Annotated in this window: 20 protein-coding genes and 2 pseudogenes; 13 read left to right on the top strand and 9 right to left on the bottom strand. The window is 70.1% G+C overall.

Annotated features, from left to right (window positions below; translation table 11 throughout):
- Positions 1-126 precede the first annotated feature (126 nt).
- On the bottom strand, positions 127-996 hold the full coding sequence (locus tag ACN6O8_RS06415; RefSeq protein WP_427990239.1) for a LysR substrate-binding domain-containing protein: 870 nt from the start codon (positions 994-996) through the stop codon (positions 127-129).
- 181 nt (positions 997-1,177) lie between these two features.
- On the opposite strand from ACN6O8_RS06415, the gene eno reads away from it, so the two are divergent.
- Positions 1,178-2,458 carry a phosphopyruvate hydratase gene (gene eno / locus ACN6O8_RS06410; RefSeq protein WP_427990238.1) on the top strand — a complete coding sequence of 427 codons (1,281 nt, stop codon included), beginning with the start codon at positions 1,178-1,180 and terminating at the stop codon, positions 2,456-2,458.
- 86 nt (positions 2,459-2,544) lie between these two features.
- Complete coding sequence (locus tag ACN6O8_RS06405; protein WP_427990237.1) at positions 2,545-2,991, top strand: DUF2000 domain-containing protein; 447 nt, start codon at positions 2,545-2,547, stop codon at positions 2,989-2,991.
- 242 nt (positions 2,992-3,233) lie between these two features.
- Here the strand turns inward: ACN6O8_RS06405 and ACN6O8_RS06400 are convergent, their stop codons facing one another.
- Positions 3,234-4,160, bottom strand: coding sequence for a LysR family transcriptional regulator (locus tag ACN6O8_RS06400; RefSeq protein ID WP_427990236.1), 927 nt, complete (start codon positions 4,158-4,160; stop codon positions 3,234-3,236).
- 283 nt (positions 4,161-4,443) lie between these two features.
- Here ACN6O8_RS06400 and ACN6O8_RS06395 point away from each other — a divergent pair, with 283 nt between their 5' ends.
- The 10 genes and pseudogenes from ACN6O8_RS06395 to ACN6O8_RS06350 all read left to right on the top strand — a co-directional run bounded on the left by ACN6O8_RS06395 (position 4,444) and on the right by ACN6O8_RS06350 (position 15,955).
- Positions 4,444-6,564, top strand: coding sequence for a 3-hydroxyacyl-CoA dehydrogenase NAD-binding domain-containing protein (locus ACN6O8_RS06395; protein WP_427990235.1), 2,121 nt, complete (start codon positions 4,444-4,446; stop codon positions 6,562-6,564).
- Between the two features lie 25 nt (positions 6,565-6,589).
- On the top strand, positions 6,590-7,771 hold the full coding sequence (locus ACN6O8_RS06390; RefSeq protein WP_427990234.1) for an acetyl-CoA C-acyltransferase: 1,182 nt from the start codon (positions 6,590-6,592) through the stop codon (positions 7,769-7,771).
- A gap of 11 nt (positions 7,772-7,782) precedes the next feature.
- Positions 7,783-8,979, top strand: a complete 1,197-nt coding sequence (locus ACN6O8_RS06385) for an acyl-CoA dehydrogenase family protein (protein WP_427990233.1) — start codon at positions 7,783-7,785, stop codon at positions 8,977-8,979.
- Positions 8,980-8,988: 9 nt separating this feature from the next.
- Positions 8,989-10,122 carry an acyl-CoA dehydrogenase family protein gene (locus ACN6O8_RS06380; RefSeq protein WP_427990232.1) on the top strand — a complete coding sequence of 378 codons (1,134 nt, stop codon included), beginning with the start codon at positions 8,989-8,991 and terminating at the stop codon, positions 10,120-10,122.
- A gap of 17 nt (positions 10,123-10,139) precedes the next feature.
- A complete protein-coding gene (locus ACN6O8_RS06375; RefSeq protein WP_427990231.1) occupies positions 10,140-12,083 on the top strand; it encodes an acyl-CoA synthetase in 1,944 nt (647 codons plus the stop codon).
- 36 nt (positions 12,084-12,119) lie between these two features.
- On the top strand, positions 12,120-13,091 hold the full coding sequence (locus ACN6O8_RS06370; RefSeq protein ID WP_427990230.1) for a tripartite tricarboxylate transporter substrate binding protein: 972 nt from the start codon (positions 12,120-12,122) through the stop codon (positions 13,089-13,091).
- Between the two features lie 188 nt (positions 13,092-13,279).
- A complete protein-coding gene (locus tag ACN6O8_RS06365; protein WP_427990229.1) occupies positions 13,280-13,966 on the top strand; it encodes a GntR family transcriptional regulator in 687 nt (228 codons plus the stop codon).
- 133 nt (positions 13,967-14,099) lie between these two features.
- Positions 14,100-14,546, top strand: coding sequence for a universal stress protein (locus ACN6O8_RS06360; RefSeq protein ID WP_427990228.1), 447 nt, complete (start codon positions 14,100-14,102; stop codon positions 14,544-14,546).
- Positions 14,547-14,861: 315 nt separating this feature from the next.
- Positions 14,862-15,251 (top strand): annotated as a pseudogene (locus tag ACN6O8_RS06355) (MFS transporter); the annotation flags it as partial.
- Positions 15,252-15,310: 59 nt separating this feature from the next.
- Positions 15,311-15,955 carry a nucleotidyltransferase family protein gene (locus tag ACN6O8_RS06350; RefSeq protein WP_427990227.1) on the top strand — a complete coding sequence of 215 codons (645 nt, stop codon included), beginning with the start codon at positions 15,311-15,313 and terminating at the stop codon, positions 15,953-15,955.
- A gap of 19 nt (positions 15,956-15,974) precedes the next feature.
- Here the strand turns inward: ACN6O8_RS06350 and ACN6O8_RS06345 are convergent.
- Positions 15,975-17,262 (bottom strand): annotated as a pseudogene (locus ACN6O8_RS06345) (cystathionine gamma-synthase family protein).
- Positions 17,263-17,441: 179 nt separating this feature from the next.
- Between ACN6O8_RS06345 and ACN6O8_RS06340 the strand changes: the two are divergent.
- A complete protein-coding gene (locus ACN6O8_RS06340; protein WP_427990226.1) occupies positions 17,442-17,921 on the top strand; it encodes an Lrp/AsnC family transcriptional regulator in 480 nt (159 codons plus the stop codon).
- A gap of 55 nt (positions 17,922-17,976) precedes the next feature.
- Here the strand turns inward: ACN6O8_RS06340 and ACN6O8_RS06335 are convergent, their stop codons facing one another.
- From ACN6O8_RS06335 to ACN6O8_RS06310, 6 genes are read right to left on the bottom strand one after another with little or no spacing between them, the layout of a single operon-like run.
- Entirely contained in the window at positions 17,977-18,996 is a 1,020-nt protein-coding gene (locus ACN6O8_RS06335) for a diguanylate cyclase (RefSeq protein WP_427990225.1), read from the bottom strand.
- 37 nt (positions 18,997-19,033) lie between these two features.
- On the bottom strand, positions 19,034-20,050 hold the full coding sequence (locus ACN6O8_RS06330; RefSeq protein ID WP_427990224.1) for a chemotaxis response regulator protein-glutamate methylesterase: 1,017 nt from the start codon (positions 20,048-20,050) through the stop codon (positions 19,034-19,036).
- Positions 20,047-22,308: a hybrid sensor histidine kinase/response regulator gene (locus ACN6O8_RS06325; RefSeq protein ID WP_427990223.1), complete on the bottom strand. Its 2,262-nt coding sequence runs from the start codon at positions 22,306-22,308 to the stop codon at positions 20,047-20,049. Before ACN6O8_RS06325 ends, ACN6O8_RS06330 begins: the two co-directional genes overlap by 4 nt.
- Positions 22,305-22,979 carry a chemotaxis protein CheW gene (locus ACN6O8_RS06320; RefSeq protein ID WP_427990222.1) on the bottom strand — a complete coding sequence of 225 codons (675 nt, stop codon included), beginning with the start codon at positions 22,977-22,979 and terminating at the stop codon, positions 22,305-22,307. Before ACN6O8_RS06320 ends, ACN6O8_RS06325 begins: the two co-directional genes overlap by 4 nt.
- Positions 22,972-24,267 carry a CheR family methyltransferase gene (locus ACN6O8_RS06315; protein ID WP_427990221.1) on the bottom strand — a complete coding sequence of 432 codons (1,296 nt, stop codon included), beginning with the start codon at positions 24,265-24,267 and terminating at the stop codon, positions 22,972-22,974. The genes ACN6O8_RS06320 and ACN6O8_RS06315 overlap by 8 nt, the downstream gene beginning before the upstream one ends.
- Complete coding sequence (locus ACN6O8_RS06310; protein ID WP_427990220.1) at positions 24,264-24,800, bottom strand: chemotaxis protein CheW; 537 nt, start codon at positions 24,798-24,800, stop codon at positions 24,264-24,266. Before ACN6O8_RS06310 ends, ACN6O8_RS06315 begins: the two co-directional genes overlap by 4 nt.

Here is a 24,800-nt window from a genome sequence, read left to right as displayed (position 1 = left end):
CTGCGAGGCCAGCGCCGAGCGGGGGGCAAAGGCCGGCGAGAACGGGCTGGCGGAAGGCGGCGTGGCAGTCATGGAATCTCCGGCGCGAAATGCCCGTCCAGCATACCAAGCGCGCCACGCCATGGCTCAGCCGCCGGCCTCGGCCAGCGCGCCGCGCAGCCAGGCAATGAAAGCATCGGCATGGGCGGTGCGGGCGCGGCCGGCGGCCGGCACCGCGCGCAAGCCGCCTTCAAAGGGCACGAAGCCGTAGGGCGCCACCAGTTGGCCGTCCTGCAATTCACGCGCGATCAGGCGCCGTTCGACCAGGGCCACGCCCAGGCCCGAGAGCGCGGCCTCGATGCACAGGTGGGTATGCGGAAACGCCAGCGTGTCGCCGCGCGCCGCCGGCTGGCCGGTGATGGCCTCCCATTGGTTCCAGGCGCTGGCGGTGTATTCATGCGCGATGCGGGCGCGCGTGGCCGGCTTCCTGCGCGCATAGGCCGGCGTGCAGACCGCGCCGAAGCGCACCGGCGCCAGCGCCAGCGCCCGGCGCCGGTCGGCCTCGGCGTAGGCGGACAGGTCCCAGGCCAGGATCAGGTCGGCACCCTCGTTGCGCATCTCGCGCGCCGAGGTCATCGACAGGCGGATGCGGATCTCGGGATGCTTGCGGTAGAACACGGCCAGTTGCGGCACCAGCCAGCGCATGGCGAAGGTGGCGCTGCAGGCCACATGCAGCCCCGGCGCCTGCGTCTCGCGCGCCAGCCGCTCGTAGGCGTTTTCCAACTGGTCAAAAGCCGCCCGCACCGAGGCGTAGAAGGCGGCGCCGGCCTGGGTCAGGCGCAGGCCGGTGCCCTCCTTCTCGAACAGCGCCGCGCCGGCATGTTCCTGCAGCAGGCGCAGGTGGCGGCTGACCGCGCCGTGGCTGCGGCACAGTTCTTCGGCGGCGCGCGTGACCGAGCCGCCGCGGGCGACGGCCTCGAAAGCGCGGACGGCGGACAAAGGGGGAAGCTGGCGCATGGTCATTGGTCAGGAAAACTGACGAATTGGCAGAAAAACTGCATTGTCGGGCGACAGCCCTGTTTTTAGCATGGTGGCATTGATTCACGGCCTGCAACCGTCAAGCAGCATGGCGGCAGCGCGCCAGCAGCAATTTCATTCGTTTGATTTACCTGACGATCCTTGCCCTCGGAGCCCCTCCATGCAGATCATCCACCTGGCCGCCCACGAAGCCCTGGACAGCCGCGGCAATCCCACCGTCGAAGTCGAAGTGCGCCTGGAAGACGGCGCGCGCGGCCTGGCGCTGGTGCCCTCGGGCGCCTCCACCGGCAAGCGCGAGGCCCTGGAACGGCGCGACGGCGACCGCGCCCGCTACCTCGGCAAGGGCGTGCTCGGCGCGGTCGCGGCGGTCAACACCGAACTGCGCGCGGCGCTTCTGGGCCTGCCGGCCGATCAGCAGGCCCACATCGACCAGCGCATGATCAACCTGGACGGCACGCCCGACAAAAGCCGGCTGGGCGCCAACGCCCTGCTGGGCGTGTCGCTGGCGGTGGCGCACGCGGCGGCCGCCAGCCTGGGCCTGCCGCTGTGGCGTCACGTGGGCGGGGTGCAGGCCCAGACCCTGCCGGTGCCGATGATCAACATCATCAACGGCGGCGCGCACGCCGACAACCCGCTCGACTTCCAGGAATTCATGATCCTGCCCGTGGGCGCGGACAGCCTGCGCGAGGCCCTGCGCATGGGCGCCGAGGTGTTCCACACGCTGCGGCTGGCGCTCAAGGCCGCCGGCCACAGCGTCAACGTCGGCGACGAAGGCGGCTTCGCGCCGATGTTGCGCTGTGCGCCCGAGGCGCTGGACTTCATCATGGCGGCGATCGAGCGCGCCGGGCTGCGTCCCGGCGCCGATATCGCGCTGGCGCTGGATCCGGCCGCCAGCGAGCTCCACGACAGCGACGGCTACCGCTATCAGGGCGAGAACCTGCTGCGCAATGCCGAACAGCAGGTGCAATACCTGGCCGGCCTGGTGCGCGACTACCCCATCGTGTCGATCGAGGACGGCATGGCCGAGGACGACACGGTCGGCTGGAAGGTGCTGGGCGCGACGCTGGGCCGCGCCTGCCAGTTGGTCGGCGACGACCTGTTCTGCACCCACCCGAGGTGGTTCCAGGCCGGCATCGAACAGGGCATCGGCAACGCCATCCTGGTCAAGCTCAACCAGATCGGCACCCTCAGCGAAGCCTGGCGCGTGCTGGCGCTGGCGCGCCGGGCCGGCTATGGCGCGGTCATGTCGCACCGCTCGGGTGAAACCGAAGACACCAGCATCGCCGACCTGGCGGTGGCGGCTAACTGCGGCATGATCAAGACCGGCTCGCTGTCACGCGCCGACCGCACCGCCAAATACAACCGCCTGCTGCGCATCGAGCGCGAACTGGGCGCGGCGGCGGTGTACGCCGGCGCCAGCGCCCTGGCGCGGCGCGGCTAGCGTTACCGCGCCGCGCCCATTCACAGGCGTTCAAGACAGCGGCGGCGCAACGGCGGACGATGGCGCTTTTTTTCCAGGAGCCCGCCATGACCGACCATCCCGCCCCCCTCGCCCCCGCCCTGCCGGAGAAAGTCGTGATCGTGCTGGCGGCGGGCCTGGATCTGGGCCAGGCCGCCAACGCCTCGGCCTGCCTGGCCGCCGGTCTGGCGGCGCCCCAGTCCACCTGGGCCGGCCAGCCCCTGCGCGATGCCGATGGCATGCTGTCGGCGGCAATCTCGCATCTGCCGATCATCGTGTTGACGGCCGACGCAGCCCGCATGGCGCAACTGCGCGAACGGTTGGCCCAGCCCGCGCCGGACGGCGCCGGCATGACGCTGTTTCCCGCCTATGCGCGCGAGATCCATGACGCCGCCGAATACTGGACGCGGCACCGCCAGACCTCGCATCGTGATCAGCCCTTGCTGGGCGTGGGCCTGGCCGGGCCGCGGCGTTGGGTCAATGCACTGACCGGCAGCCTGCCGATGCTGCGTTGATCGTGCTCGCGCGGCTCGCTAGCCTCCGCTCGCGCCCGGCGTTGTCCGCTCAGGCGTCGCCACGCCCGCGATACGCCGGGCGCGCAGGATCACAAAGCACAGCACCCGCCACGTCAGCAGCGCAATCGCCAGGAACACGGCGTTGGCGACGCCAGCCAGCTTGAAGTAAAGGGCCAGCCCCAGCGTCAGGCTCGCGGATTTCAGGGCCGCGATGGCGCAACACGCCAGCAGACTGGCCCGCCCTATGCCGCGCCCAGCAGCCCGGGCCGCCCTTCGTGCGCGGCCTGGGCGCGCTGCTGGATGAACTCGATCATCATCGCAATGGCGCGCGGATGATGGCGGTTGGGCATGTACAGCATATACATGGCGCGGCCGAAAATGCTCAGCCGCCAATGCGGCAAGGCGGCGATCAGGTCGCCGCGCGCGATGTCGTCATGCACCACGTAGTCCGGCACCACGCCGATGCCCAGCCCGGCCAGCATGGCGTCGCGCAGGAAGGCATAGTTGCGCGAGATGATGGTGGGTTCCAGCACCACCTGCTGGCGCGGCTGGCCGCCGTAATACGCCGACAGCCGCAGCGGCCGGCCGATGACGGCGGCGCTGATGACCGGCAGGCGCGCCAGCTCGGCCGGCTTATCCGGCAGGCCCCGCTCGCGCGCGAAGGCGGGCGAGGCGCAGGCCACGTAGCGCACCTGGCCCAGTTCGCGCGCCACCAGATTGTGGGGCGGCTCGGACATGATGCGCACGGCGATGTCGACCTCGTCGCGCAGCAGGTCGTCGACACTGTTTTCGAACAGCACGTCCAGCACGATGTCGGGATAGGCGCGCTTGAATTCCAGCAACCACGGGGTCATCACGAACTGGCCGTAGCCGCTGGGCACGCTCAGCCGCACCTTGCCCTGCGGCGTCTTGCCCAGGGTCTCGACCGCTTCGCGCGCGGCCGCCAGTTCGTCCTGGATGCTGCGGCCGTGCTGGTAAAGCTTCAGTCCGATTTCGGTGGGCTCGACATGGCGCGTCGTGCGCCGCAGCAGTTGCATGCCGACGGCCCGTTCCAGTTGGGTCAGGTGGTAGCTGACGTTGGCCCGCGTCATCTTCAGGCGGCGCGCGGCTTCGCTCAGGTTGCCGGCGTCCAGGATCTCCACCAGCAGGGTCAGCGCTTTCGTGTCCATATCGACTCTCCCCGGGGCCAGCGGCATTCCCCGATTGCAAGGCGCTGCCCCGGCTCGATTGTCAAGTTTTCTTATCTTCAATGTCAATTATTGATGCCATTGTCAAGACTTCTTTGCTGGGAAAGAATAGACGGATACAAGACGGGCCGTTCCTGGCCCGCCAGGCGCCGCGACTGCGCCGCGTCCGCCCCGGGACGCGCCGGCCTCGCCAGAGCCCCGCTCTGCGATGCCGCCGTGCCGGCCTGGCCGGCGCGGGCGGCGACCCTACCGGAGACACTGTCCCATGACAGCCAGCGCATCCGCCGGCGCGGTGCACACGCGCCGCGACGGCGACATCCTTGTCGTCACCATCGATCATCCCCCCGTCAATGCCCTGAGCGCCGCTGTCCGCGCCGGTCTGGCGCGCGCCATCGACCAGGCCCAGGGCGACCCGCGGGTGCGGGCCGTGCTGCTGACCGGCGCCGGCAACAACTTCATCGCTGGCGCCGACATCCGCGAATTCGGCAAGCCGCCGCGTCCGCCCGCCCTGCCCGACGTCTGCAACCAGATCGAAGCCTGCGCCAAGCCGGTGGTGGCCGCGCTGCATGGCGCCGCGCTGGGCGGCGGCCTGGAAGTGGCCCTGGCGGCGCATTACCGCGTGGCCCTGCCCGGCGCCAAGCTGGGCCTGCCCGAAGTGACGCTGGGCCTGCTGCCCGGCGCTGGCGGCACCCAGCGCACGCCGCGCCTGATCGGCGCCGCGGCGGCCTTGGACCTGATGCTGTCGGGCAAGCCGATGACGGCGCAAGCCGCCGTCGCCGCCGGACTGGCCGACGAACTGGCGGCCGGCGCCGAGCCGCTGGCCGCCGGCCTGGACTATGCCCACCGGCTGCTGGCGCAAGGCGCGCCGCCACGCCGCAGCCGCGACGGCCAGGCGCTGGCCGACAAGGCCGCCGCCCTGGCCGCGATCGACGCTGCCGGCCAGCGCATCGCCGCCAGCACGCGCGGCCTGTTCTCGCCCGCCAAGATCCTGGAGGCGGTGCGCGCCGCCGTCGAGCTGCCGTTCGACGAGGGCCTGCGCGCCGAGCGCGCGCTGTTCCTGCAATGCCTGGACAGCCCGCAGCGCGCCGGCCTGATCCACGCCTTCTTCGCCGAGCGCGACACCGCCAAGATTCCCGAGCTGAAGCAGGCCAAGCCGCGCCGGCTCGACAGCGTGGGGGTGATCGGCGGCGGCACCATGGGCGCCGGCATCGCCGTGGCGGTGCTGGACGCGGGCCTGCCGGTGGTCATGGTGGAACAGGACGACGCGGCGCTGGCGCGCGGCCGCCAGCGGGTCGAGCATGTCTACGACCTGCTGGTCGGCAAAGGCCGCATGACGGCCGACGAACGCGCCGCCCGGCTGGCGCGCCTGACCGGCGCCACCGACTACGCCGCCCTCGGCGAAGCCGACCTGATCATCGAGGCCGTGTTCGAGGACATGGACGTCAAGCTGGCCGTGTTCGCGCAGTTGGACCGCGTCGCCAAGCCGGGCGCGGTGCTGGCCACCAACACCTCGTACCTGGATGTGGATCGCATCGCCCAGGTCACGCGCAGCCCGGCCGACGTGCTGGGCCTGCACTTCTTCTCGCCGGCCAACATCATGAAGCTGCTGGAGGTGGTGGCGGGCCGCCAGACCGCCGCCGACACCGTGGCCACCGGCTTCGAGCTGGCGCGGCGCCTGCGCAAGATCCCGGTGCGCGCCGGGGTCTGCGACGGCTTCATCGGCAATCGCATCCTGGCGGTGCACCGCCAGGCGGCCGACATGATGATGGAGGACGGCGCCTCGCCCTACGAGATCGACGCGGCGGTGCGCGACTTCGGCTACCCGATGGGGCCGTACCAGATGGCCGACCTGGCCGGCGGCGACATCGGCTGGGCCACGCGCAAGCGCCGCGCCGCCACCCGCGACCCGGCGCTGCGCTACGTGCAGATCCCCGACCGCCTGTGCGAGCGCGGCTGGTTCGGCCAGAAGACCGGCCGCGGCTTCTACCTGTATCCCGACGGCGCGCGCCACGGCACGCCCGACCCGGAAGTGCTGGCCATCATCGACGCCGAACGCCAGCGCGCCGGCGTCACGCCGCGCCCCTTCAGCGCCGAGGACATCCAGCGCCGCTACCTGGCGGCCATGATCAACGAAGCCGCCAATGTGCTGCATCAAGGCATCGCGTTGCGGCCGTCGGACATCGACATGGTGTTCCTGTCGGGCTATGGCTTTCCGCGCCACCGCGGCGGGCCGATGCACTACGCCGACCGTGTCGGGCTGGCCAACGTGCTAGCCGACATCCGCGCTTACGCCAAGGAAGACCCCGCGTTCTGGAAGCCATCGCCGCTACTGGTGGAACTGGCCGAAGCCGGCCGCGATTTCGCCAGCCTGAACCAGGCCGCCTGACCCCATTCAACCAACGGAAACCGACATGCGCGAAGCCGTCATCGTCTCCACCGCCCGCACGCCCATCACCAAGGCGCAGCGCGGCGAATTCAACCTGATCGCCGGCCCGACCCTGGCCGCCCACGCGGTGCGCGCCGCGGTCGAACGCAGTGGCATCGACCCCGCCCTGATCGAGGACGCCTTCATCGGCTGCGGCTACCCCGAGGGCGCCACCGGCCGCAACATCGGCCGCCAGGCCGTGATCCGCGCCGGCCTGCCGGTCGGCATCGGCGGCGCCACCATCAACCGCTATTGCGCCTCGGGGCTGCAGGCCATCGCCTCGGCCGCGGCGCGCATCGTCATGGACGGCGCGCCCGCCATGATCGCGGGCGGCGTCGAGCTGGTCTCGCAGATCCGCACGCGCGATGACGGCATCAGCGGCATGGACCCGTGGATCGTGGCCAACAAGCCCGAGCTGTACCTGCCCATGATCGAGACCGCCGACATCGTCGCCGCGCGCTACGGCATCAGCCGCGAGGCGCAAGACCGCTTCGCCGCGCAAAGCCAGGCGCGCACCGAGGCCGCGCAGGCCGCCGGCCGCTACCGCGAGGAGATCATCGCCGTCACCACCACCATGGCCGTCACCGACCGCGCCACCGGCGCCGTGTCGGAACGCGAGGTCACGGTGGACCAGGACACCTGCAACCGCCCCGGCACCACCGTCGAGGCGCTGGCCAAGCTGGCGCCGGTACGCGGCCCGGGCCAGTTCGTGACGGCCGGCAACGCCTCGCAGCTATCGGACGGCGCGGCCGCCTGCGTGCTGATGGAAGCGGCCGAGGCGCAACGCGCCGGCATCCGCCCGCTGGGCGCCTTCCGCGGCCTGGCGATCGCCGGCTGCGAACCCGACGAAATGGGCATCGGCCCGGTCTACGCGGTGCCCAAGCTGCTGGCGCGCCACGGCCTGAAGGTCGACGACATCGACCTGTGGGAACTGAACGAGGCTTTCGCCTCGCAGGCCCTGTACTGCCAGGAACGCCTGGGCCTCCCGATGGAACGGCTCAACGTCAACGGCGGCGCGATCGCGCTGGGCCACCCGTTCGGCGTCACCGGCGCCCGCCTGGCCGGCCACGTGCTGCTGGAAGGCCGCCGCCGCGGCGCGCGCTACGCCGTCGTCACCATGTGCGTGGGCGGCGGCATGGGCGCGGCCGGCCTGTTCGAAATCTACTGAGGAAGCCCCCGATGGATCTGGAATTCACCCCCGCAGAAAACGCCTTCCGCGACGAGGTGCGCGCCTTCCTGGCCGCCCACCTGCCGGCGCGCCTGTCGGCCAAGGTCACGCAAGGCAAGCTGCTGACGCGCGCCGACATGGTCGAGTGGCACGCCATCCTCAACCGCCAGGGCTGGCTCGCCAGCCACTGGCCGGTGGAATACGGCGGCACCGGCTGGAGCACCACGCAAAAGTACATCTTCGATAACGAATGCGCGCTGGCCGGCGCCCCGCGCATCGTGCCGTTCGGCCTGAGCATGCTGGGTCCGGTGCTGATCAAGTACGGCAACGAGGCGCAAAAGCGCCACTGGCTGCCGCGCATCCTGGACGGCACCGACTGGTGGTGCCAGGGCTATTCCGAGCCGGGCGCGGGGTCGGATCTGGCCTCGGTCAAGACCACCGCGGTGCGCGACGGCGACCATTACATCGTCAACGGCCAGAAGACCTGGACCACGCTGGGCCAGTACGCCAACATGATCTTCTGCCTGGTGCGCACCTCCAGCGAAGGCCGGCGCCAGGAAGGCATCAGCTTTCTGCTGATCGACATGGCCAGCCCGGGCGTGCAGGTGCGTCCCATCATCACGTTGGACGGCGAGCACGAGGTCAACGAGGTGTTCTTCTCGGACGTGCGGGTGCCTGTCGAGAACCTGGTGGGCGAGGAGAACCGCGGCTGGACCTGCGCCAAGTACCTGCTGACCTACGAACGCACCAACATCGCCGGCGTCGGTCAGTCGACCGCGGCGCTGGAGCGCCTGAAAGCGGTGGCCGCCAGCCGGAAAAAGAATGGCCGGCCGCTGGCCGAGGACCCGGATTTCGCCGCGCGCCTGGCGCGGGTCGAAATCGAGCTGGCCAACATGCGCACCACCAACCTGCGCGTGGTGGCGGCGGCGGCCGGCGGCGGCGCGCCCGGCGCCGAAAGCTCGATGCTGAAGATCCGCGGCACCCAGATCCGCCAGGAGATCACGGCGCTGAACCGCCGCGCCATGGGGCCGTACGCCCGCCCGTTCGTGGCCGCGGCCCTGCACGACGGCTACGACGCCGCGCCCATCGGGCCCGAGGGCGCCGACAGCGCCGCGGCGCAATACTTCAACAACCGCAAGCTGTCGATCTTCGGCGGCTCCAACGAAATCCAGAAGAACATCATCTCCAAGATGATCCTGGGACTGTAAAGGCCGGCCATGAACTTTGAACACACCGAAGACCGGCGCATGCTTTCGGACATGCTGCGCCGCTTTGTCGCCGAACAATACGACTTCGCCACGCGCGAGCGCCACGCCAGGATGCCGCAAGGCTACAACCCCGAATTCTGGCGCCGCTATGCCGAACTGGGCGCCATCGGCGCGCTGTTCGCCGAGGAACACGGCGGCCTGGGCGGCGCGGGCTTTGACATCAGCGTGGTGTTCGAAGCGCTGGGCCGCGGCCTGGTGCTGGAACCGTTCCTGGACGCGCTGATGGTCGGCAGCGCCATCGCCCGCGCCGGCAAGCCGGCGCAGCGCGAGGCGCTGGAAGGCCTGATCGCGGGCAACATCACCGCCGCGCTGGCCGCGGCCGAACCCGAATCCGGCTACGCGCTGAACGAAGTGCGCGCGCGCGCCGAACGCCACGGCGACGGCTGGGTGCTGAACGGCGCCAAGGCGGTGGTCACGGGCGGCGAGCACGCCGACCTGTTGCTGGTGGCGGCGCGCACCGCCGGCGCCGCCGACGACGAGGCCGGCATCAGCCTGTTCCTGGTCAGCGCCGGCACTCAAGGCGTGGCCGCGCGCGGCTACGACCTGATCGACGGCGGCCGCGCGGCGGAACTGGTGTTCGATAACGTGGCGCTGGGCGCCGACAGCCTGCTGGGCGAAGCCGGCGCCGGCTTCGCGCTGCTGGAACATGCCACCGGCCGCGGCATCCTGGCGCTGTGCGCCGAGGCCGTGGGCGCGATGGACTGCGCCCGCGACGCGACGCTGGAATACTTGCGCACCCGGCGCCAGTTCGGCGTGCCGATCGGCAGCTTCCAGGCGCTGCAACACCGCATGGCCGACGTGCTGCTGGAAATCGAACAGGCGCGCTCGGCGGTCATCAACGCCGCCGCCGCGCTCGACCACCCCGACCGCGCCACGCGCGAACGCGCGCTGTCGGCCGCCAAGTACACCATCGGCCGCATCGGCACGCTGGTGGCCGAAGAGAGCATCCAATTGCACGGCGGCATCGGCATGACCTGGGAGCTGCCGCTGGCGCACTATGCCAAGCGGCTGGTCATGATCGACCACCAACTGGGCGACGAAGACCACCACCTGCGGCGCTACATCGCGCTGGGGCGGGCGTAAGCGGCGAGGACGGCATCATGACGCAGGCCCATATAGCCCCACCCATCGCCCCACCCATCGCCCGGCCCTTCGCCGCGCCGTTCCCGGTGCGATCCATCGACGACGTGCGACGCCTGGCGGCGCGGCCGCTGGCCGAGACGCTGACGGTGCAAAGCACCTACGAGATCTTCCGCAACTCGGCCGCCGCTTTCGGCGAGCGCATCGCGCTGACCTTCCTGCGCAGCGCCGACCCGGACGAGCCGGCCATCCATTGGCGCTACAACGAGCTGCTGGCCGGCATCCACCAGACCGCCAACCTGCTGCACAGCCTGGGCCTCGGCCCGCGTGATGCCGTCGGCGTGCTGCTGCCCGGCTGCCTCGAATACCACCTGGCGTTGTGGGGCGGCGAGGCCGCCGGCATCGTGCAGCCGCTCAATCCGCTGCTGACCGAGGACAAACTGGCCTCGCTGCTGACCAGCGCCGGCGCCAAGGTATTGATCGCCTACGGTTCGGACACCGAATGCGAGTCCTGGTCCAAGGCCCTGCGGTTGCGCGAGCGCGTGCCGACCCTGCGCACGCTGCTGCGCGTGGCGCCGCACGACGAGCCGGCGTCGCAACGCCCCGCGCTGCCCGACTTCGCGCTCGACTTCAACAGCGCGCGCGCCGCCCAGCCGGCCGACCGGCTGCTGAGCGCGCGCGTGATCCGCGCCGGCGACATCGCCGCGTACTTCCACACCGGCGGCACCACCGGCGCGCCCAAGCTGGCCATCCACACCCACGCCAACCAGGTCTTCACGGCCTGGGCCGCCGTGCAGTTGCAGGGCGCGGGCCCCGGCGATGTGGTCATCAACGGCTACCCGCTGTTCCACGTGGCTGGCGTGCTGCCGGCCTCGCTGGCGGCGCTGTCGGCCGGCGTGCAAACGGTGATCCCGACCCCCCTGCTGCTGCGCAATCGCGAGGTGCTGCGCAACTACTGGCGCCTGGTCGAACGCCACCGCGCCACCTCGCTGCAGGGCGTGCCGACCATCCTGGCGGCGCTGGCCGAGATCCCGCTGGACGGCGCCGACATCTCCTCGCTGCGCTACTGCCGCACCGGCGCCGCGCCCCTGCCGGCGGAACTGGCGGCGCGCTTCGAACGCCTGTTCGGCCTGCGCGTGAACGAAAGCCTGGGCATGACCGAGATGGCCGGCATCACCTCGATCACCCCGCCCGGCTCGCGCTTCCCGGTCAACTGCGTGGGCTTTCCGCTGCCGTATGTGCAGGTGCGCGTGGTCGGCCTGGACGCGCCCGCCGGCCAGCCGGCCCGCGACCTGCCGCCGGGGCAGGCCGGCATGCTGCTGTTCAAGTCGCCCAACGTGATTCCAGGGTTCCTCGACCCCGAGGACACCGCCCGCGCCTTCACCGAGGACGGCTGGCTGATCAGCGGCGACGTCGGCTTCCTCGATGCCGAAGGCCGCCTGCACCTGCAGGGCCGCGCCAAGGATCTGATCATCCGCGGCGGCCACAACATCGATCCCAAGACCATCGAGGACGCGCTGGCCTCGCACCCGGCGGTGCGCATCTGCGCCGCCGTCGGCGCGCCCGACCCCTACGCGGGCGAACTGCCGATCGCCTTCGTCACGCTGGCCGAGGATGCCGAGGTGACCGAGGCCGAACTGCTCGCCCATGCCGCCGCCCATGTCGACGAGACGCCCGCCCGGCCCAAGCGCGTGGTGGTGCTCGAGACCATGCCGATGACCAACGTCGGCAAGATCTACAAGCCCGACCTGCGCCGCCTGGCCACCGCCGTGGCGGTGCGGACGCTGGCGGCGCCGTTGCTCGAACAGGCCGGCCTGCCGCCGGACAGCTCTTTGCTGCGCGTGCAGGCCGACGCGCAGCCGGACGTCGCCGTAGAACTCGACGCCACCCTGCCCGCGCCGCTGAAGGAGCAGTTGCGCGCGGCATTGCACCGCCTGCCGGTCAAGATCGCCGTGCGCGACTGAGCGGCATTCCATAAAAACACCCTCGGAGACAAGCCCATGACCCCTCAACCCCTGCGCCGCGCCTGCCTGGGCGCGCTGCTGCTGACGCTGGCCGGCGGCGCGCTGGCGCAAAACGCCTTTCCCACCAAGCCCATCACCCTGATCGTGCCATTCCCGGCCGGCGGCTCCACCGACCGCCACCTGCGCATCGTGGCGCAGGACGCCTCCAAGTACCTGGGCCAGCCGGTCATCGTCGAAAACCGTCCCGGCGCCGGCGGCACGCTCGGCACCGCGACCATGTCGCGCACCGCCAAGCCCGACGGCTACACCATTGCCCTGTACACGCTGGCGATGCTGCGCATGCCGTACATGCAGAAAACCTCGTGGGACCCGATCAACGACTTCAGCTTCATCATCGGGCTGTCGGGCTACACCTTCGGCTTCACGGTACGCGCCGATTCCCCCTACAAGACCTTCAACGAATACATCGAGGCCGCGCGCCAGCATCCGGGCACCATCGACTACGGCTCGACCGGCGTGGGCTCGTCGCCCCACCTGCTGATCGAGGAAGTCGCCCTGAACGCCAAGGTCAAGCTCAACCACGTGCCCTACAAGGGCAACGCCGACATGCAGCAGGCGCTGCTGGGCGGCCACGTGATGGCGCAGAGCGACGCCACCGGCTGGGATCAGTTCGTCGATTCGGGCAAGATGCGGTTGCTGGTCACCTTCGGCGAAAAGCGCACCACGCGCTGGCCCGACGTGCCGACCGCGCAGGAGCTGGGCTACAAGGTCGTGTCGACCTCGCCCTACGGCCTGGCCGGCCCCAAGGGCATGGATCCGGCGGTGGTCAAGACCCTGCATGACGCCTTCAAGAAGGCGCTGTTCGACCCGGCCAGCATCGAGGTCATGAAGCAGTTGAACCAGGAACCCGCCTACCGCGACAGCGCCGACTACAAGGCCTGGGCGCAAGCCACCTACGTCAAGGAAAAGGGCTTGATCGAGTATCTGGGCCTGATGGCCAAGGACTGACGCCGGATCGCGCGTCCCGCTATGGCGCGGGACGCCAGGCCGCGTCGCGCCCGGGTTCCAGCCACACGCGCGGTGGCGGACGGACGGGCGGGGCCGGCCATCCGCCACAATTTTCGTATGCAATAAATGTTGCCGCGCCGGGATTTTGATAGACTGGCTGCCCACACAGTCTTCCCGCCCCGCGCGTCATGACCCAGGAAGTCCCTCCCGACCCCAGCGCCGACGATATCGCCAAGGCGATCGCGGCCGCCATCGTGGCGCACCGCCTGCCGCCCGGCACGCGGCTGCGCGAAGAGGCCCTGGCGCGGGTCTACAAGGTCAGCCGCACCAAGATCCGCGCCGCCCTGCTGATGCTGTCCAAGGACAAGCTGATCAACATCGTGCCCGACAAGGGCGCCTTCGTCAGCAAACCCGATGCCAACGAGGCGTGCGAGGTCTACGCGGTGCGCCGCATCCTCGAAGCGGCCCTGGCGCGCGAGTTCGTGACCCGCGCCACGGCGGCCGACTACCGCCGCATCGACGCCCATCTGGCCGAGGAGCGCGCGGCGGTGGCAAGCGGCGACGTGCAGGCGCGCAACCGCCTGCTGGGCGACTTCCACATCCTGCTGGCGGAAACCGTCGGCAACTCGGTGCTGACCGGCATGCTGCGCGAGCTGTCGGCGCGCAGCGCCGTCATCACCGTGCTGTACCAGAGCTCGCATGACGCCAGTTGTTCGTCGCGCGAACACCACGCCTTCATCGAGGCCGCCCGCGCCGGCGACATCGAACGCGCCTGCGCGCTGATGGACGAGCACCTGGAACACGTGCAGACCGCGCTCGATTTCAGCGAAGGCGATCGCGCCGGCGGCGACCTGGTCGCGGCGCTGTTGCGCTGACGCAGCCCCGCGCGCGGGGGGTTGACCACGCGCAAGGTTTGATTCCGCGCAAACAGCCCCCGTCTTGCGGCCGATACAGTGTTACGTAACCGCCGCGCGTCGCGGCGGCCGCGGCACAGACACGGGAGACACCATGTACAAGCACATTCTCATTCCCACGGACGGCTCGCCATTGTCCTCGCAAGCCCTGGTCAATAGCCTCGCGCTGGCCAAGTCGCTGGGCGCCAAGGCCACCATCCTCACGGTCGAGGAACCCTTTCACGTCTTCGCCATGGGCGCGGCGCAGGTGGCGCACAGCCTGAACGAGTACCAGGACCAGATCCGCGTGCAGGCCGAACGCCTGCTGAGCGCCGCCGCCACCCAGGCACGCGAAGCCGGCGTGCCGTGCGAAACCCTGCGCGCCACCCACGAAGACCCCTACCGGGCCATCATCGACACCGCCCACGAGCGCCACTGCGACCTGATCGCGATGGCCTCGCATGGCCGCCGCGGCATGGCCGCCGTGGTGCTGGGCAGCCAGACCCAGAAGGTGCTGGCCCACTCCACCACACCAGTGCTGGTGTACCGCCAGAAGGCCTGAATGCGCCTTGCCGCCGCGCCCGCGCGTCGCGACACGGGCGCACGGGCGCGGCGGCCTCAGGCGCCGGGATGCCGCAACTGTTCCATGCGGTCCTGGAGCCAGCGCTCGGTGGCGGTGGGCGCGCCGCCGCCGAAAACGAGCCCGCCTCGGCGGCGGCCACGAAATGCCTGAGTTGATCGAGGGTCCAGTTCATCGAGGTCACCAGGTTTGGCGAACGCACCATGCATTCCCCGAGAGCATCCATTTTTATAGATGGATTCGGACTTTTATATATCGCAATCCAGATGGAAAATGGCGCGCTACAGGAGTAAGCCCATGACACAGCGCAATCCTTCGCACGCTGTCACCACGGCCGATCCCGGCCGCTGGCTGGTGCTGGCCATCGTGCCCAGCGCCCTATTACTGATCGTGGTCGACATGACGGTGCTCTACACCGCCCTGCCCCGGCTCACCCACGAACTGGGCGTGACCGCCGCGTCCAAGCGCTGGATCGTCAACATCTGCGCGCTGGTGGTGTCCGGCCTGCTGCTTGGCATGGGCACCCTGCGCGACCGCCTGGGCCACAAACGCCTGTTCATGATGGGCCTGGCCGTGTTCGGCGCGGCGCTGGGGCCGGTCATCGGCGGCATGCTGCTGCAACGTTTCTGGTGGGGCTCGGTGTTCCTGATCAACCTGCCCATCGTGCTGCTGGCGCTGCCGCTGGCGCGCCGCCATCACGATCGACCCGTCCCGGCCGATCCGCGCCTGCCACCTCTGAATCCGCCATGAACACCCCCGTCTCCGCCATCATCCTCGCCGCCGGCCAGGGCGCCCGCCTGGGCGGACGCGCGAAGCCGGCGCTATGCGTCAACGGCATCAGCCTGCTGGAACGGCTGGCGCGGGCCTTGCGCGATGCCGGGGTCACGCCGGTCCGCGCCGTCATCGGCCATTACGCGGACCTCCTGGCGCCGCTGGCGCGACGCGCGGCGATCGATATCCTGCCGCACGCACGGCCCGACACCACGCTCGCCGACTCACAGCGCCTGGCGCTGCGCGAACACGCCCGCGCCCATCCCGGACGCGACCTGCTGCTGGTGCTGGCCGACCTGCCCCTGCTCGACACCGCCGCCATCGCGGAGCTGCTGGCGCAATGGCGCGCGTGCGCGCCGGGCACCGACAGCCTGCGTCCGCGCGTCCACGGCGCGCCGGGCCATCCGCTGCTGTTGTCGGCCGCCGCGGTGCGGTCGGCCAACCTGCTGCCGCCCGGCGCCGGCCTGCGCCAATGGCTGGATCCGGCGCAAGGCTGCCACGCCACCTTCGACAGCGACAACCGCGCCTACGTGACCGACCTGGACACGCCCGACGACCTGCGCGCGCTGCGCCGCGCGCTGGCGCCCGCCGTCATCGACTGGCCGAGCGAGGCGGCCTGAGGCGGCCTGGCCCGGCGCCTCAGGCCACGCTGCGCATGGCCTGATCCATGTCAGCGATCAGGTCTTCCTCGTGCTCCAGGCCGATGGAAATGCGGATCAGCCCTTCGGACACGCCGGCCGCGTCGCGCTCGGCCGCCGGCACGCCCGAATGCGTGGTCGAGGCCGGATGGCACACCAGCGATTCGGTGCCGCCCAGGCTCACCGCGGACTTGAACAGGCGCAGCGCGTTGATGAAGCGGAACGCCTTGGCGCGGCCGCCGTCCAGCACGAACGCGAAGGTCGAGCCCGGGCCGGTGCACTGGCGCTTGTAGACCGCCTGATAGACCTCGTCGGCAATGATCTCGGGGTGATAGATGCGCACCCTTCTCGTGCGGATTGCCGGCCAGCCATTGCGCCACCCGGGTGGCGCTGCGCGCGGCCTGCTTCATGCGCAGCACCACGGTTTCCATCGAGCGCGTGATCATCCAGCACGAATGCGGATCGAGCTGTGAGCCGAAGGCGCTGCGGATGGCGCGCACCTTCTTGATCAGGTCCTTGGCGCCGGTGACCGCGCCGGCCACCAGGTCGCTGTGGCCGCCCACGTACTTGGTCAGCGAATACACGCACAGGTCCACGCCATGCTCGGCCGGCTTCTGGAAGATCGGGCCCAGCAGCGTGTTGTCGCACACCGAGATCGGCCGATAGCCATGACGCGCGGCGAACGCGTCCAGTTCGCCCGTCATGGCCTGGAAATCGATCAGCGCGTTGGTGGGATTGGCCGGCGTTTCCACATAGAACAGCTTCACCGGCCCCTTGGCCGCTGCCGCTTCCAGCGCGTCGCGCATGCTGCGCGCCGACAGGCCGTCGTGGATCGGGTGCGAGCCGATGCCCCACTCCGGGAAGATCTTGGCGATCAGGGTTTCGGTGCCGCCGTACAGGGGCACCGACTGCACCAGCTGGTCGCCCGGGCGCAGGAACGCCAGGAACACCGCGCTGATCGCCGACATGCCGCTGGAGGTCACCGCGGCGTCTTCGGAGCCGTCCAGCAGCGCCAGGCGGTCTTCGACGATTTCCAGGTTGGGATGGTTGAAGCGGCTGTACACCAAGCCGGCCGACTCGCCCTGCGGCAACGGCTTGCGGCCCGATACCAGGTCGAAGAACTCGGCGCCATCCTCGGCCGAACGGAACGCAAAGGTGGAGGTGAGGAACACCGGCGGCTTGACCGCCCCTTCGGACAGGAACGGATCGAAGCCGTACGACATCATCTGCGTTTCGGCGTGCAGGGGACGGCCGGAGATGTCTTTCTTGTGATAGCTGGAATAACTCATGGCGTGCCTCTCTCAAGGGGAAATTGCGGCTTGCCGGCTGGCGGTATCACGGTTCGGACACGATAGCGCCGGCGGCCAGGCGATGCAGCGAGTATGGGCCTGTCGCGCCACAATATTCTTTCCATTTCTACTTCAGGAACGAGATAATGGGAAATATCGTTTCCCATTGCCTTGAAACCATGAAAGAGACTGCCTTGTTACATCAACTTGACGCGATCGATTGGAAAATCATGAAAATCCTTCAAGAAGATGGCCGGCTCTCCAACGCCGAACTGGCCGAGCGCGTGTCGCTGTCGGCCTCGCCCTGCTGGAAGCGCCTCAAGCGCCTGGAAACCTCAGGCGTCATTCGCGGCTACCAGGCCATCCTCGACCGCCGCGCGCTGGGCATGGGGGTGGTGGCGTTCGTCAGTATCTCGCTGGACAACCACACCGAGAAAACCTGCCACGCCTTCGAGGCCGCGGTGGCCGCCATGCCCGAGGTGCTGGCCTGCCACAACACCACCGGCCAGCACGATTACCTGCTGCACATCGTGGCGCGCGACTTCGACGCCTATTCCGAATTCGTGCGCAACCGGCTGCGCACCCTGCCGGGCGTCAAGGAACTGCTCAGCACACTGTCGATGCACGAAGTGAAGTCGTCGACCAAGCTGCACCTCTGACGGCGCGGCCACCAGCCGGTGGGGCCGGTCGCGGCCGACGCCGGCAGGCGCCGCGTCAGGCCGCACCCGGGCCCTGCACCACGCGGTTGCGGCCCTGGCGCTTGGCCTGGTAGAGCCCGCGATCGGCGATCTGGATCAGATCGGTGCACGGCTGATCGGCCACCGGCACCGCGGTGGCGGTGCCGATGCTGACCGTCAGCCACGGCCCGCCGCCCATGTCCTTTTGCGGAATCCGCATGGCCTCGACCGCGCGGCGCAGCTTCTCGGCGGCCAGGCGCGCGCTGCCGGCCGGGGTACCCGGCAGCACCAGCGCGAACTCCTCGCCGCCGAAGCGCGCGGCCAGGTCGGTGGAACGGTCGCAACTGGCGAAGATGGTGTTGGCCACGCGCTTGAGCGCCTCGTCGCCGGCGATGTGGCCATAGGTGTCGTTGTAGGACTTGAAATGGTCCACGTCGATCATCAGCATGCTGATTTCGCGGCCGTCGCGGCGCGCGCGCAGCCATTCGGCGTTGAGGTATTCGTCGAAATAACGGCGGTTGCCCAGCCCGGTCAGACCGTCGGAATTGGTCAGGCGGCGCAGTTCCATATTGCTTTCCAGCAACTGCTGCTGGCTCTGGCGCAGCGCCTGGTAGGCCTCGTCGCGTTGCACCAGCGCCAGGTACGAACGCGAGTGGTAGCGGATGCGCGCCACCAGTTCGATGGAATCGGGCAGCTTCACCAGGTAGTCGTTGGCGCCGGCGGCGAAGGCCGCGCTCTTGATGGCCGGGTCTTCCTTGGTCGACAGCACGATGATGGGGATATCGCGCGTGACCGGATGGCTGCGGTATTCCTGCACCAGGCTCAGGCCGTCCACGCCCGGCAACACCAGGTCTTGCAGGATCACGGTGGGCCGCGTCTGCACCGCGACGGTCAGGGCCTTGTACGGGTCGGAACAATAATGAAAGTCGATATTGCCCTCCGTGGCCAGGGCCCTGCGGATGGCCTCGCCGACCATGACCTGATCGTCGACCAGCAGCACCATGGCCGCATGCGAGTTCAGGTCGGCCAAGGCCGGGCTGTCAATGGGAGGGTGCATAGTGGTGTTTCCTTGATGTCTCGCTGTGCCCGCCCGGTCAGGCAAACGCCTGGACGAGCCGGGCGGCAATCTTGTCCAACGGGCGGATCTCGACGGCGGCCTGCAGCGCGGCGGCCGCCTTGGGCATGCCGTAGACCGCGCTGGTGGCCTGGTCCTGGGCAATGGTCAGGCAGCCGCGGTCACGCAGCGCCTTCAGGCCATGGGCACCGTCCTGTCCCATGCCGGTCAGCAGGACGCCGACGGCCACGCCGCGCCAGTGCTGCGCGACGCTATGGAAAAATACATCGATCGAGGGACGGTACAGGCTTTCCTTGGGATTCGCGGTGTAACGCAGCGTACCATCGGCCAGCAGGTGCAGATGGTCGTCGGTGCCGGCCAGCAGCACCTGCCCCGGCTGCGGACGCTCGCCCTCGCGCACCAGCCGCACCGGCAGCGCCACCTGGTCGTTGAGCCAATCGGCCATGCCGGCGGCGAACGAGGCGTCCACATGCTGCACCAGCACAATGCCAGCGGGAAACGTGACCGGAATATCGCGTAACAACTGCGCCAGCGTGGCCGGTCCGCCGGCCGAGGCGCCGATCACCAGCAGCCCCTGCGACGGCCCCGGCGCGGCGGCGTCGCGCGGAACCGGCGTGAGGTGGGTGCGGTTGCTGCCATAGCGTCCGATCAACCAGCCGATATTGCGGATCTTGCGCAACAGCGGCGCGGCGGCGCTGCGCAGGTCGGCGCTGCCCACCACCGGAGTATCGACCGCATCCAGCGCGCCATGGCCCATGGCGTCGAACACGCGCGCCGTGTGGCGCGCCACGTCCACCGTGACCACCACGATGGCGCACGGAGTTTCGGCCATGATGCGGCGGGTGGCCTCGACCCCGTCCATGACGGGCATGATCAGGTCCATCAGCACCACGTCGGGCCGATCCAGGGCGCACCGCTCGACCGCCTCCTGGCCGTTGGCGGCGACCCAGGCGACCTCCAAACCCGGCTCCAGCGCAATGACGCGCCGCAGCGTTTCCACCGCGATCTGCAGATCGTTGACGATTCCGATTCTCACGCCCGCGCCTTTCCGATGAGGTCTTCCACGGCGTCCAGCAAGGCGTCGTCATGGAAGCTGCCCTTGGCCAGATAATAGTCGGCGCCCGCATCCAGCCCGCGCCGCCGATCCGCTTCACGATCCTTGTAAGACACTACCATTACCGGCAGGCTTTGCAACTTGGGATCGCCCTTGATGCGCGACACCAGCTCGATGCCATCCATGCGCGGCATGTCGACGTCGGTCACCACCAGGTCGAAAGCCTCGTTGCGCAGCATGTTCCAGCCATCCATGCCATCCACCGCCACCGCCACGTCGAAACCGCGGTTCAGCAGCAGCTTGCGTTCCAGCTCGCGCACCGTCAGCGAATCGTCCACCACCAGCACGCGCTTGCTGCGGCGCGCCTGCGCCACCGCGCCGCCGCCGTCCACCCGCGCCAGGCGGCCGCCCTCGACCAGCTTCTGCACCGACAGCAGCATATCCTCGACGTCCAGGATCAGCAGCGGCGTGCCGTCGTCCATCAGCGAACCGGCCATCACGTCCTGCACCTTGCCCAGGCGCGGATCCAGTGGCTGCACCACCAGCGTGCGCTCGCCCACGTAGCGGTCCACGGCAATGCCATAGAGCCGGTCGTGGTCGCCCACCACCACCACCGGCAGGGTCTCGGCGGCCGGCGCCGGTTCGCCGGCGCGCAGGATCTGGCGCGCCGACACCAGGCCGATCTGGCGCTCCATGAAACGGAAATGCTGGTGCCCTTCGAGCTGCTCGATATCCCGCGCCGGCACCTGCAGCGCGTGGCTGACGTAGGCCAGCGGAAACGCGTAGATCTCGCCCTGCACCTCGACCAGCAGGCTGCGCACCACCGACAGCGACAGCGGCATCTCCAGCACGAAGCGCGTGCCCTGCCCGGTCTGCTGGTGGATCCGCACCGCGCCCCGCAGTTGGCGCACCATGGTCTGCACCACGTCCAGGCCGACGCCGCGGCCCGAGATCTCGGTGACTGCGCCGCGCGTGCTGAAGCCGGACAGGAACAGGAATTCCAGCAGCTCGGCCTCGCTCAGGCGGGCCGCGGTCTCGGCGCTGGTCAGTTTGCGCTGTACCACCTCGACCCGCAGGCGATCGAGCGAGATGCCGGCGCCGTCATCGCTCAGTTCGATCAGCAACATGCCGGCGGCATGACGCGCCGACAGCCGGATCAGGCCTTCGGCCGGCTTGCCGGCTTCGAGCCGATCCATCGGCATCTCGATGCCGTGATCGACCGCGTTGCGCAACAGGTGCATCAGCGGCGCGTCGAGCTTGTCGAGGATGTCGCGGTCGACCTGGGTCGCATCGCCCTCGATCTCCAGCCGCACCTGCTTGCCCAGCGAGCGCCCCAGGTCGCGCACCATGCGCGCCATGCCGCTCAGGCCGTCGCCGAACGGCCGCATGCGGCAGGCCAGCGCGGTATCGTACAGGCGCTGCGTCAGGTGGCCCATGCGCCAGCCGAATTCGTCGACCTCGCTGGCGCGCTGCGCCAGCTCCTGCTGGCACGCCTGGACGATGCGCTGGGCATCGTCCAGCGCGGCCTGGCCGCGGGCGTCGATATGCACGCCGGCCAGGCAGGCGCGCAAGCTGTCCAGCGCCTGTCCGGCGCTCGCTTGCAGCCGCCGCAGGCGCAACATGGAGGCGCTGAACGGCGCAATCCAGTGCGATTCCACCAGCGTTTCGCTGGACAGGCCGAGCAATTTGTTGAGCGTGTCGGCCGTGACCCGCAACACCCGCTCGCCCTCGTTCACAGTCTGGTCGGTGCTGCGGCGCGCGGGCGGCGGCGCCGGCGGCGGATCATCGGGCCGCTGAATCGGCGGCAGGAAATCCGAGGGCTTGGGCGGGCGTTCGACCGCCGGCGCGGCCGGCGGCGCGTTGGGCGCGTTCGACAGGCGCGTCACCAGCGTGTCGATCTCCTCGCCCAGTTCGGCCCCGGGCGTGGCCACCCGCTGCAACAGGTCCGCGCCCAGCAATAGCGCGTCGATATCGGCCGCCTGCAGGCGCAGGCGCCCCTCCTGCGCCGCCACCAGGCAATCCTCCATGGCGTGCGCGATGCGCACCGCCGGATGCAGGTCGACGATGCGCGCCGCGCCCTTGAGCGAATGGGCCGCGCGCATGCAGGCCTCCAGTTGCGGCGCCGAAGTCGGGTCGTGCTCCAGCGCCAGCAGGCCGTTGTTCAGCACCTGCACCTGATTGCGGGTTTCCAACTGGAACAGTTCCAGCAACGAAGCATCGCGCATCTGATCCGGGTTCACGCCAGGCTCCGTTCCACGGCTTGCATCAACAGGGTCTCGTCCAGCACGCCGACGCTGCGCTGGCCGCGGCGCGCCACGCCACGCGAATACTTCAGGCTGGCGCCGGCGACCGTGGCCGGCAGGGGCTCCAGCGCCTCCAGGTCGACGCTGTGGATGCCCTCCACCTCGTCCACCGGCAGCACCACCGCCCGCCCCGCGCCGCCGAAAATCAGCATGCGCGCCGCGGCCGGCCGCTCGCGGCCCGCCTCGGCCGCCGCGCCGTCCAGGCCCAACAGGCGGCCCAGGGACAGGCACACGGTCAGCGTGCCGCGCACGTTGGTCACGCCCAGTACCGCCGGGTCGCGCCGGTGCGGCAACGGCAGGATGGCGCGGGTTCCGGCCACCTCGTCCAGCGCCTTGGTCGGCAGGCCGAGCCATTCGCGTTGCAGGCGGAACACCAGCAGCGACGACAGCCGCGCCTGCGCGCCGCCGTCCACGGGCGCGGCCTGCGCGTCGGTCTGCGGCGGCAGGCGATCCAGGATGCGCTTGGCCGCGTCGGCGTACACCGGACAATTGCGGCAATGCACATGCTCGGGCAGGCGCGCGCAGGTCTTGTCGCCCCGGCTGCCGATGCGGTTCCAGCAGTCGTCCACTTCCGACAGGCGCGCCAAAGCGTTCACGGCATCACTCACGGCGGGCCTCCTGACGCGCGGCGCGCGCCTGCAGACGGCGGGCGCCTTCCTGGTCGCCGTCGGCCGCGATCAGCGCGGCCAGGTGCAGCAGCGCCTCGCGGTGCGAAGGTTCCAGGTACAACGCCTTGCGGTAGGCGGCCTGGGCCTGGCGCGTATCGCCCGCGGCATCCTGCAGCAACCCCAGCAGATACAACGCCTCGGCGCTGGCGCCATGCTGGCCGAGATGGGCGCGGCAACGCGCCATCGCGTCCTGCACCCGGCCCTGGTCCGCCAGGGCGGCGATGTCGCGCAATTCGGCCGCGCCGCCGGCGGCCCGGTCGGCCGCGGCCGGCTCGACGGCGGGCGCCCGGGGCACCCAGGCGTCGGCGGCGGGCATCCGGGCGCGCGTGAACGGCGCGCGCGGCAGCGCCAGCGCGGCCGACGGCCGGCCCGCGGGCAATGCCGGCGGCGCGCTCCAGGCCGGGAGGGCGGCCGGCTCGGCCGGCGCCTTCGGTTCCGCGCGGAAGGCGAAGGCGCGCGCCAGCGGCACGGCCGGCAAGCGCCGCGCGGTCATCAGGCTGGTCTCGGCCGGCCCCACGAACAGCACGCCGTCACGCCGCGCGAAGCGCCTGAGGATCGCCACCGCGCGCTCCTGCGTGGCCGCGTCGAAATAGATCAGCAGATTGCGGCAGAACACGAAATCGTAAGGCGCGACGTCCGGCAGCAAGCAACTGTCGAACAGATTGCCGGCCTGGAACCGCACCCGCGCCTTGACCGCGTCCGCCAGTTGATGGCCATCGGCGGTCGCGGTGAAGTGGCGGTCACGGTACGACAGGTCCTCGCCCCGGAACGAATTGCGGCCATAGCGGGCGCGCTGGGCGAACTCGACCATGCGCTCGCTGATGTCGACCGCGTCGATCTGGAAGCGCGCGGCCGGCACGCCGGCATCCAGCAGCGCCATGGCGATCGAATACGGCTCCTCGCCGCTCGAACAGGGCACGCTCAGCACGCGCAGCACGCGCGTCTCGGCGCCCGGCGCGAACAGGCGCTCGCGCGCCAGCGTGGCCATCGCGGCCTGCGATTCGGGATAGCGGAAGAACCAGGTCTCCGGCACGATCACCGCTTCGATCAGCTGCTGCATTTCGGCCGGCGAGGCCTGCACCCGCATCAGGTAGTCCTGCTCGTCGTCGGTTCCCACCGCCTGCATGCGATGGCGCACCGCCCGTTCGACCGCGGCGGCGCCGATGGAGCCGCTGTCCAGCCCCATCTTGCGCTTGAGCAACGCGCTGAAGTCCTGCACCAGCATCATGGCCGACCTCCCTCGGCAGGCGCCGGCTCGGGCGCGAACAGCAATGCGCGCACGGACTCGGGCAGCAGCTCGGCCACCCTGACCGCCTGCACCATGCCCTGCGCATCGCTCAACACGGGCCCCAGATAGCGCGCTTGCGGCGTATCCAGGCCGGCGGGGCGAAACGCCGCCGGATCATAGTGCACGGTTTCGGTGGCCTGCTCCAGCACCAGCCCCAGCAGGCGTTCGCGGTGCTCGCCGCCGGGCCGGTAGCGCACCAGCGCCAGCCGCGTGCTGGTCACCCTGGCGGCCGTGCCGGCGCCGGCCAGCGCGCTCAGGTCGATGGCCGGCAGCGCCGCGCCGCGGCAGTCGAACATGCCCACGACCCAGGCCGGCACGCCCGGCACCTGCTTGAACGCGCGCATGGCCAGCACCTCGATCACGTCGGCGGCGTCCAGCGCGTAGCGGTCCGCGCCGATGCGGAACAACAGGTACAGCCGGCGCCGGGCAGCAGCGCCGCTGGCGGCGGGCGGAGACGGAGCAAGCTCGGGCAT

The sequence above is a fragment of the Achromobacter sp. genome, assembly GCF_050285565.1.
In the GTDB taxonomy this organism is placed as follows: Bacteria; Pseudomonadota; Gammaproteobacteria; order Burkholderiales; family Burkholderiaceae_B; genus Achromobacter.
Note: the sequence above shows the minus strand (reverse complement) of the source record. Positions and strands in the feature narration are given on the sequence as shown.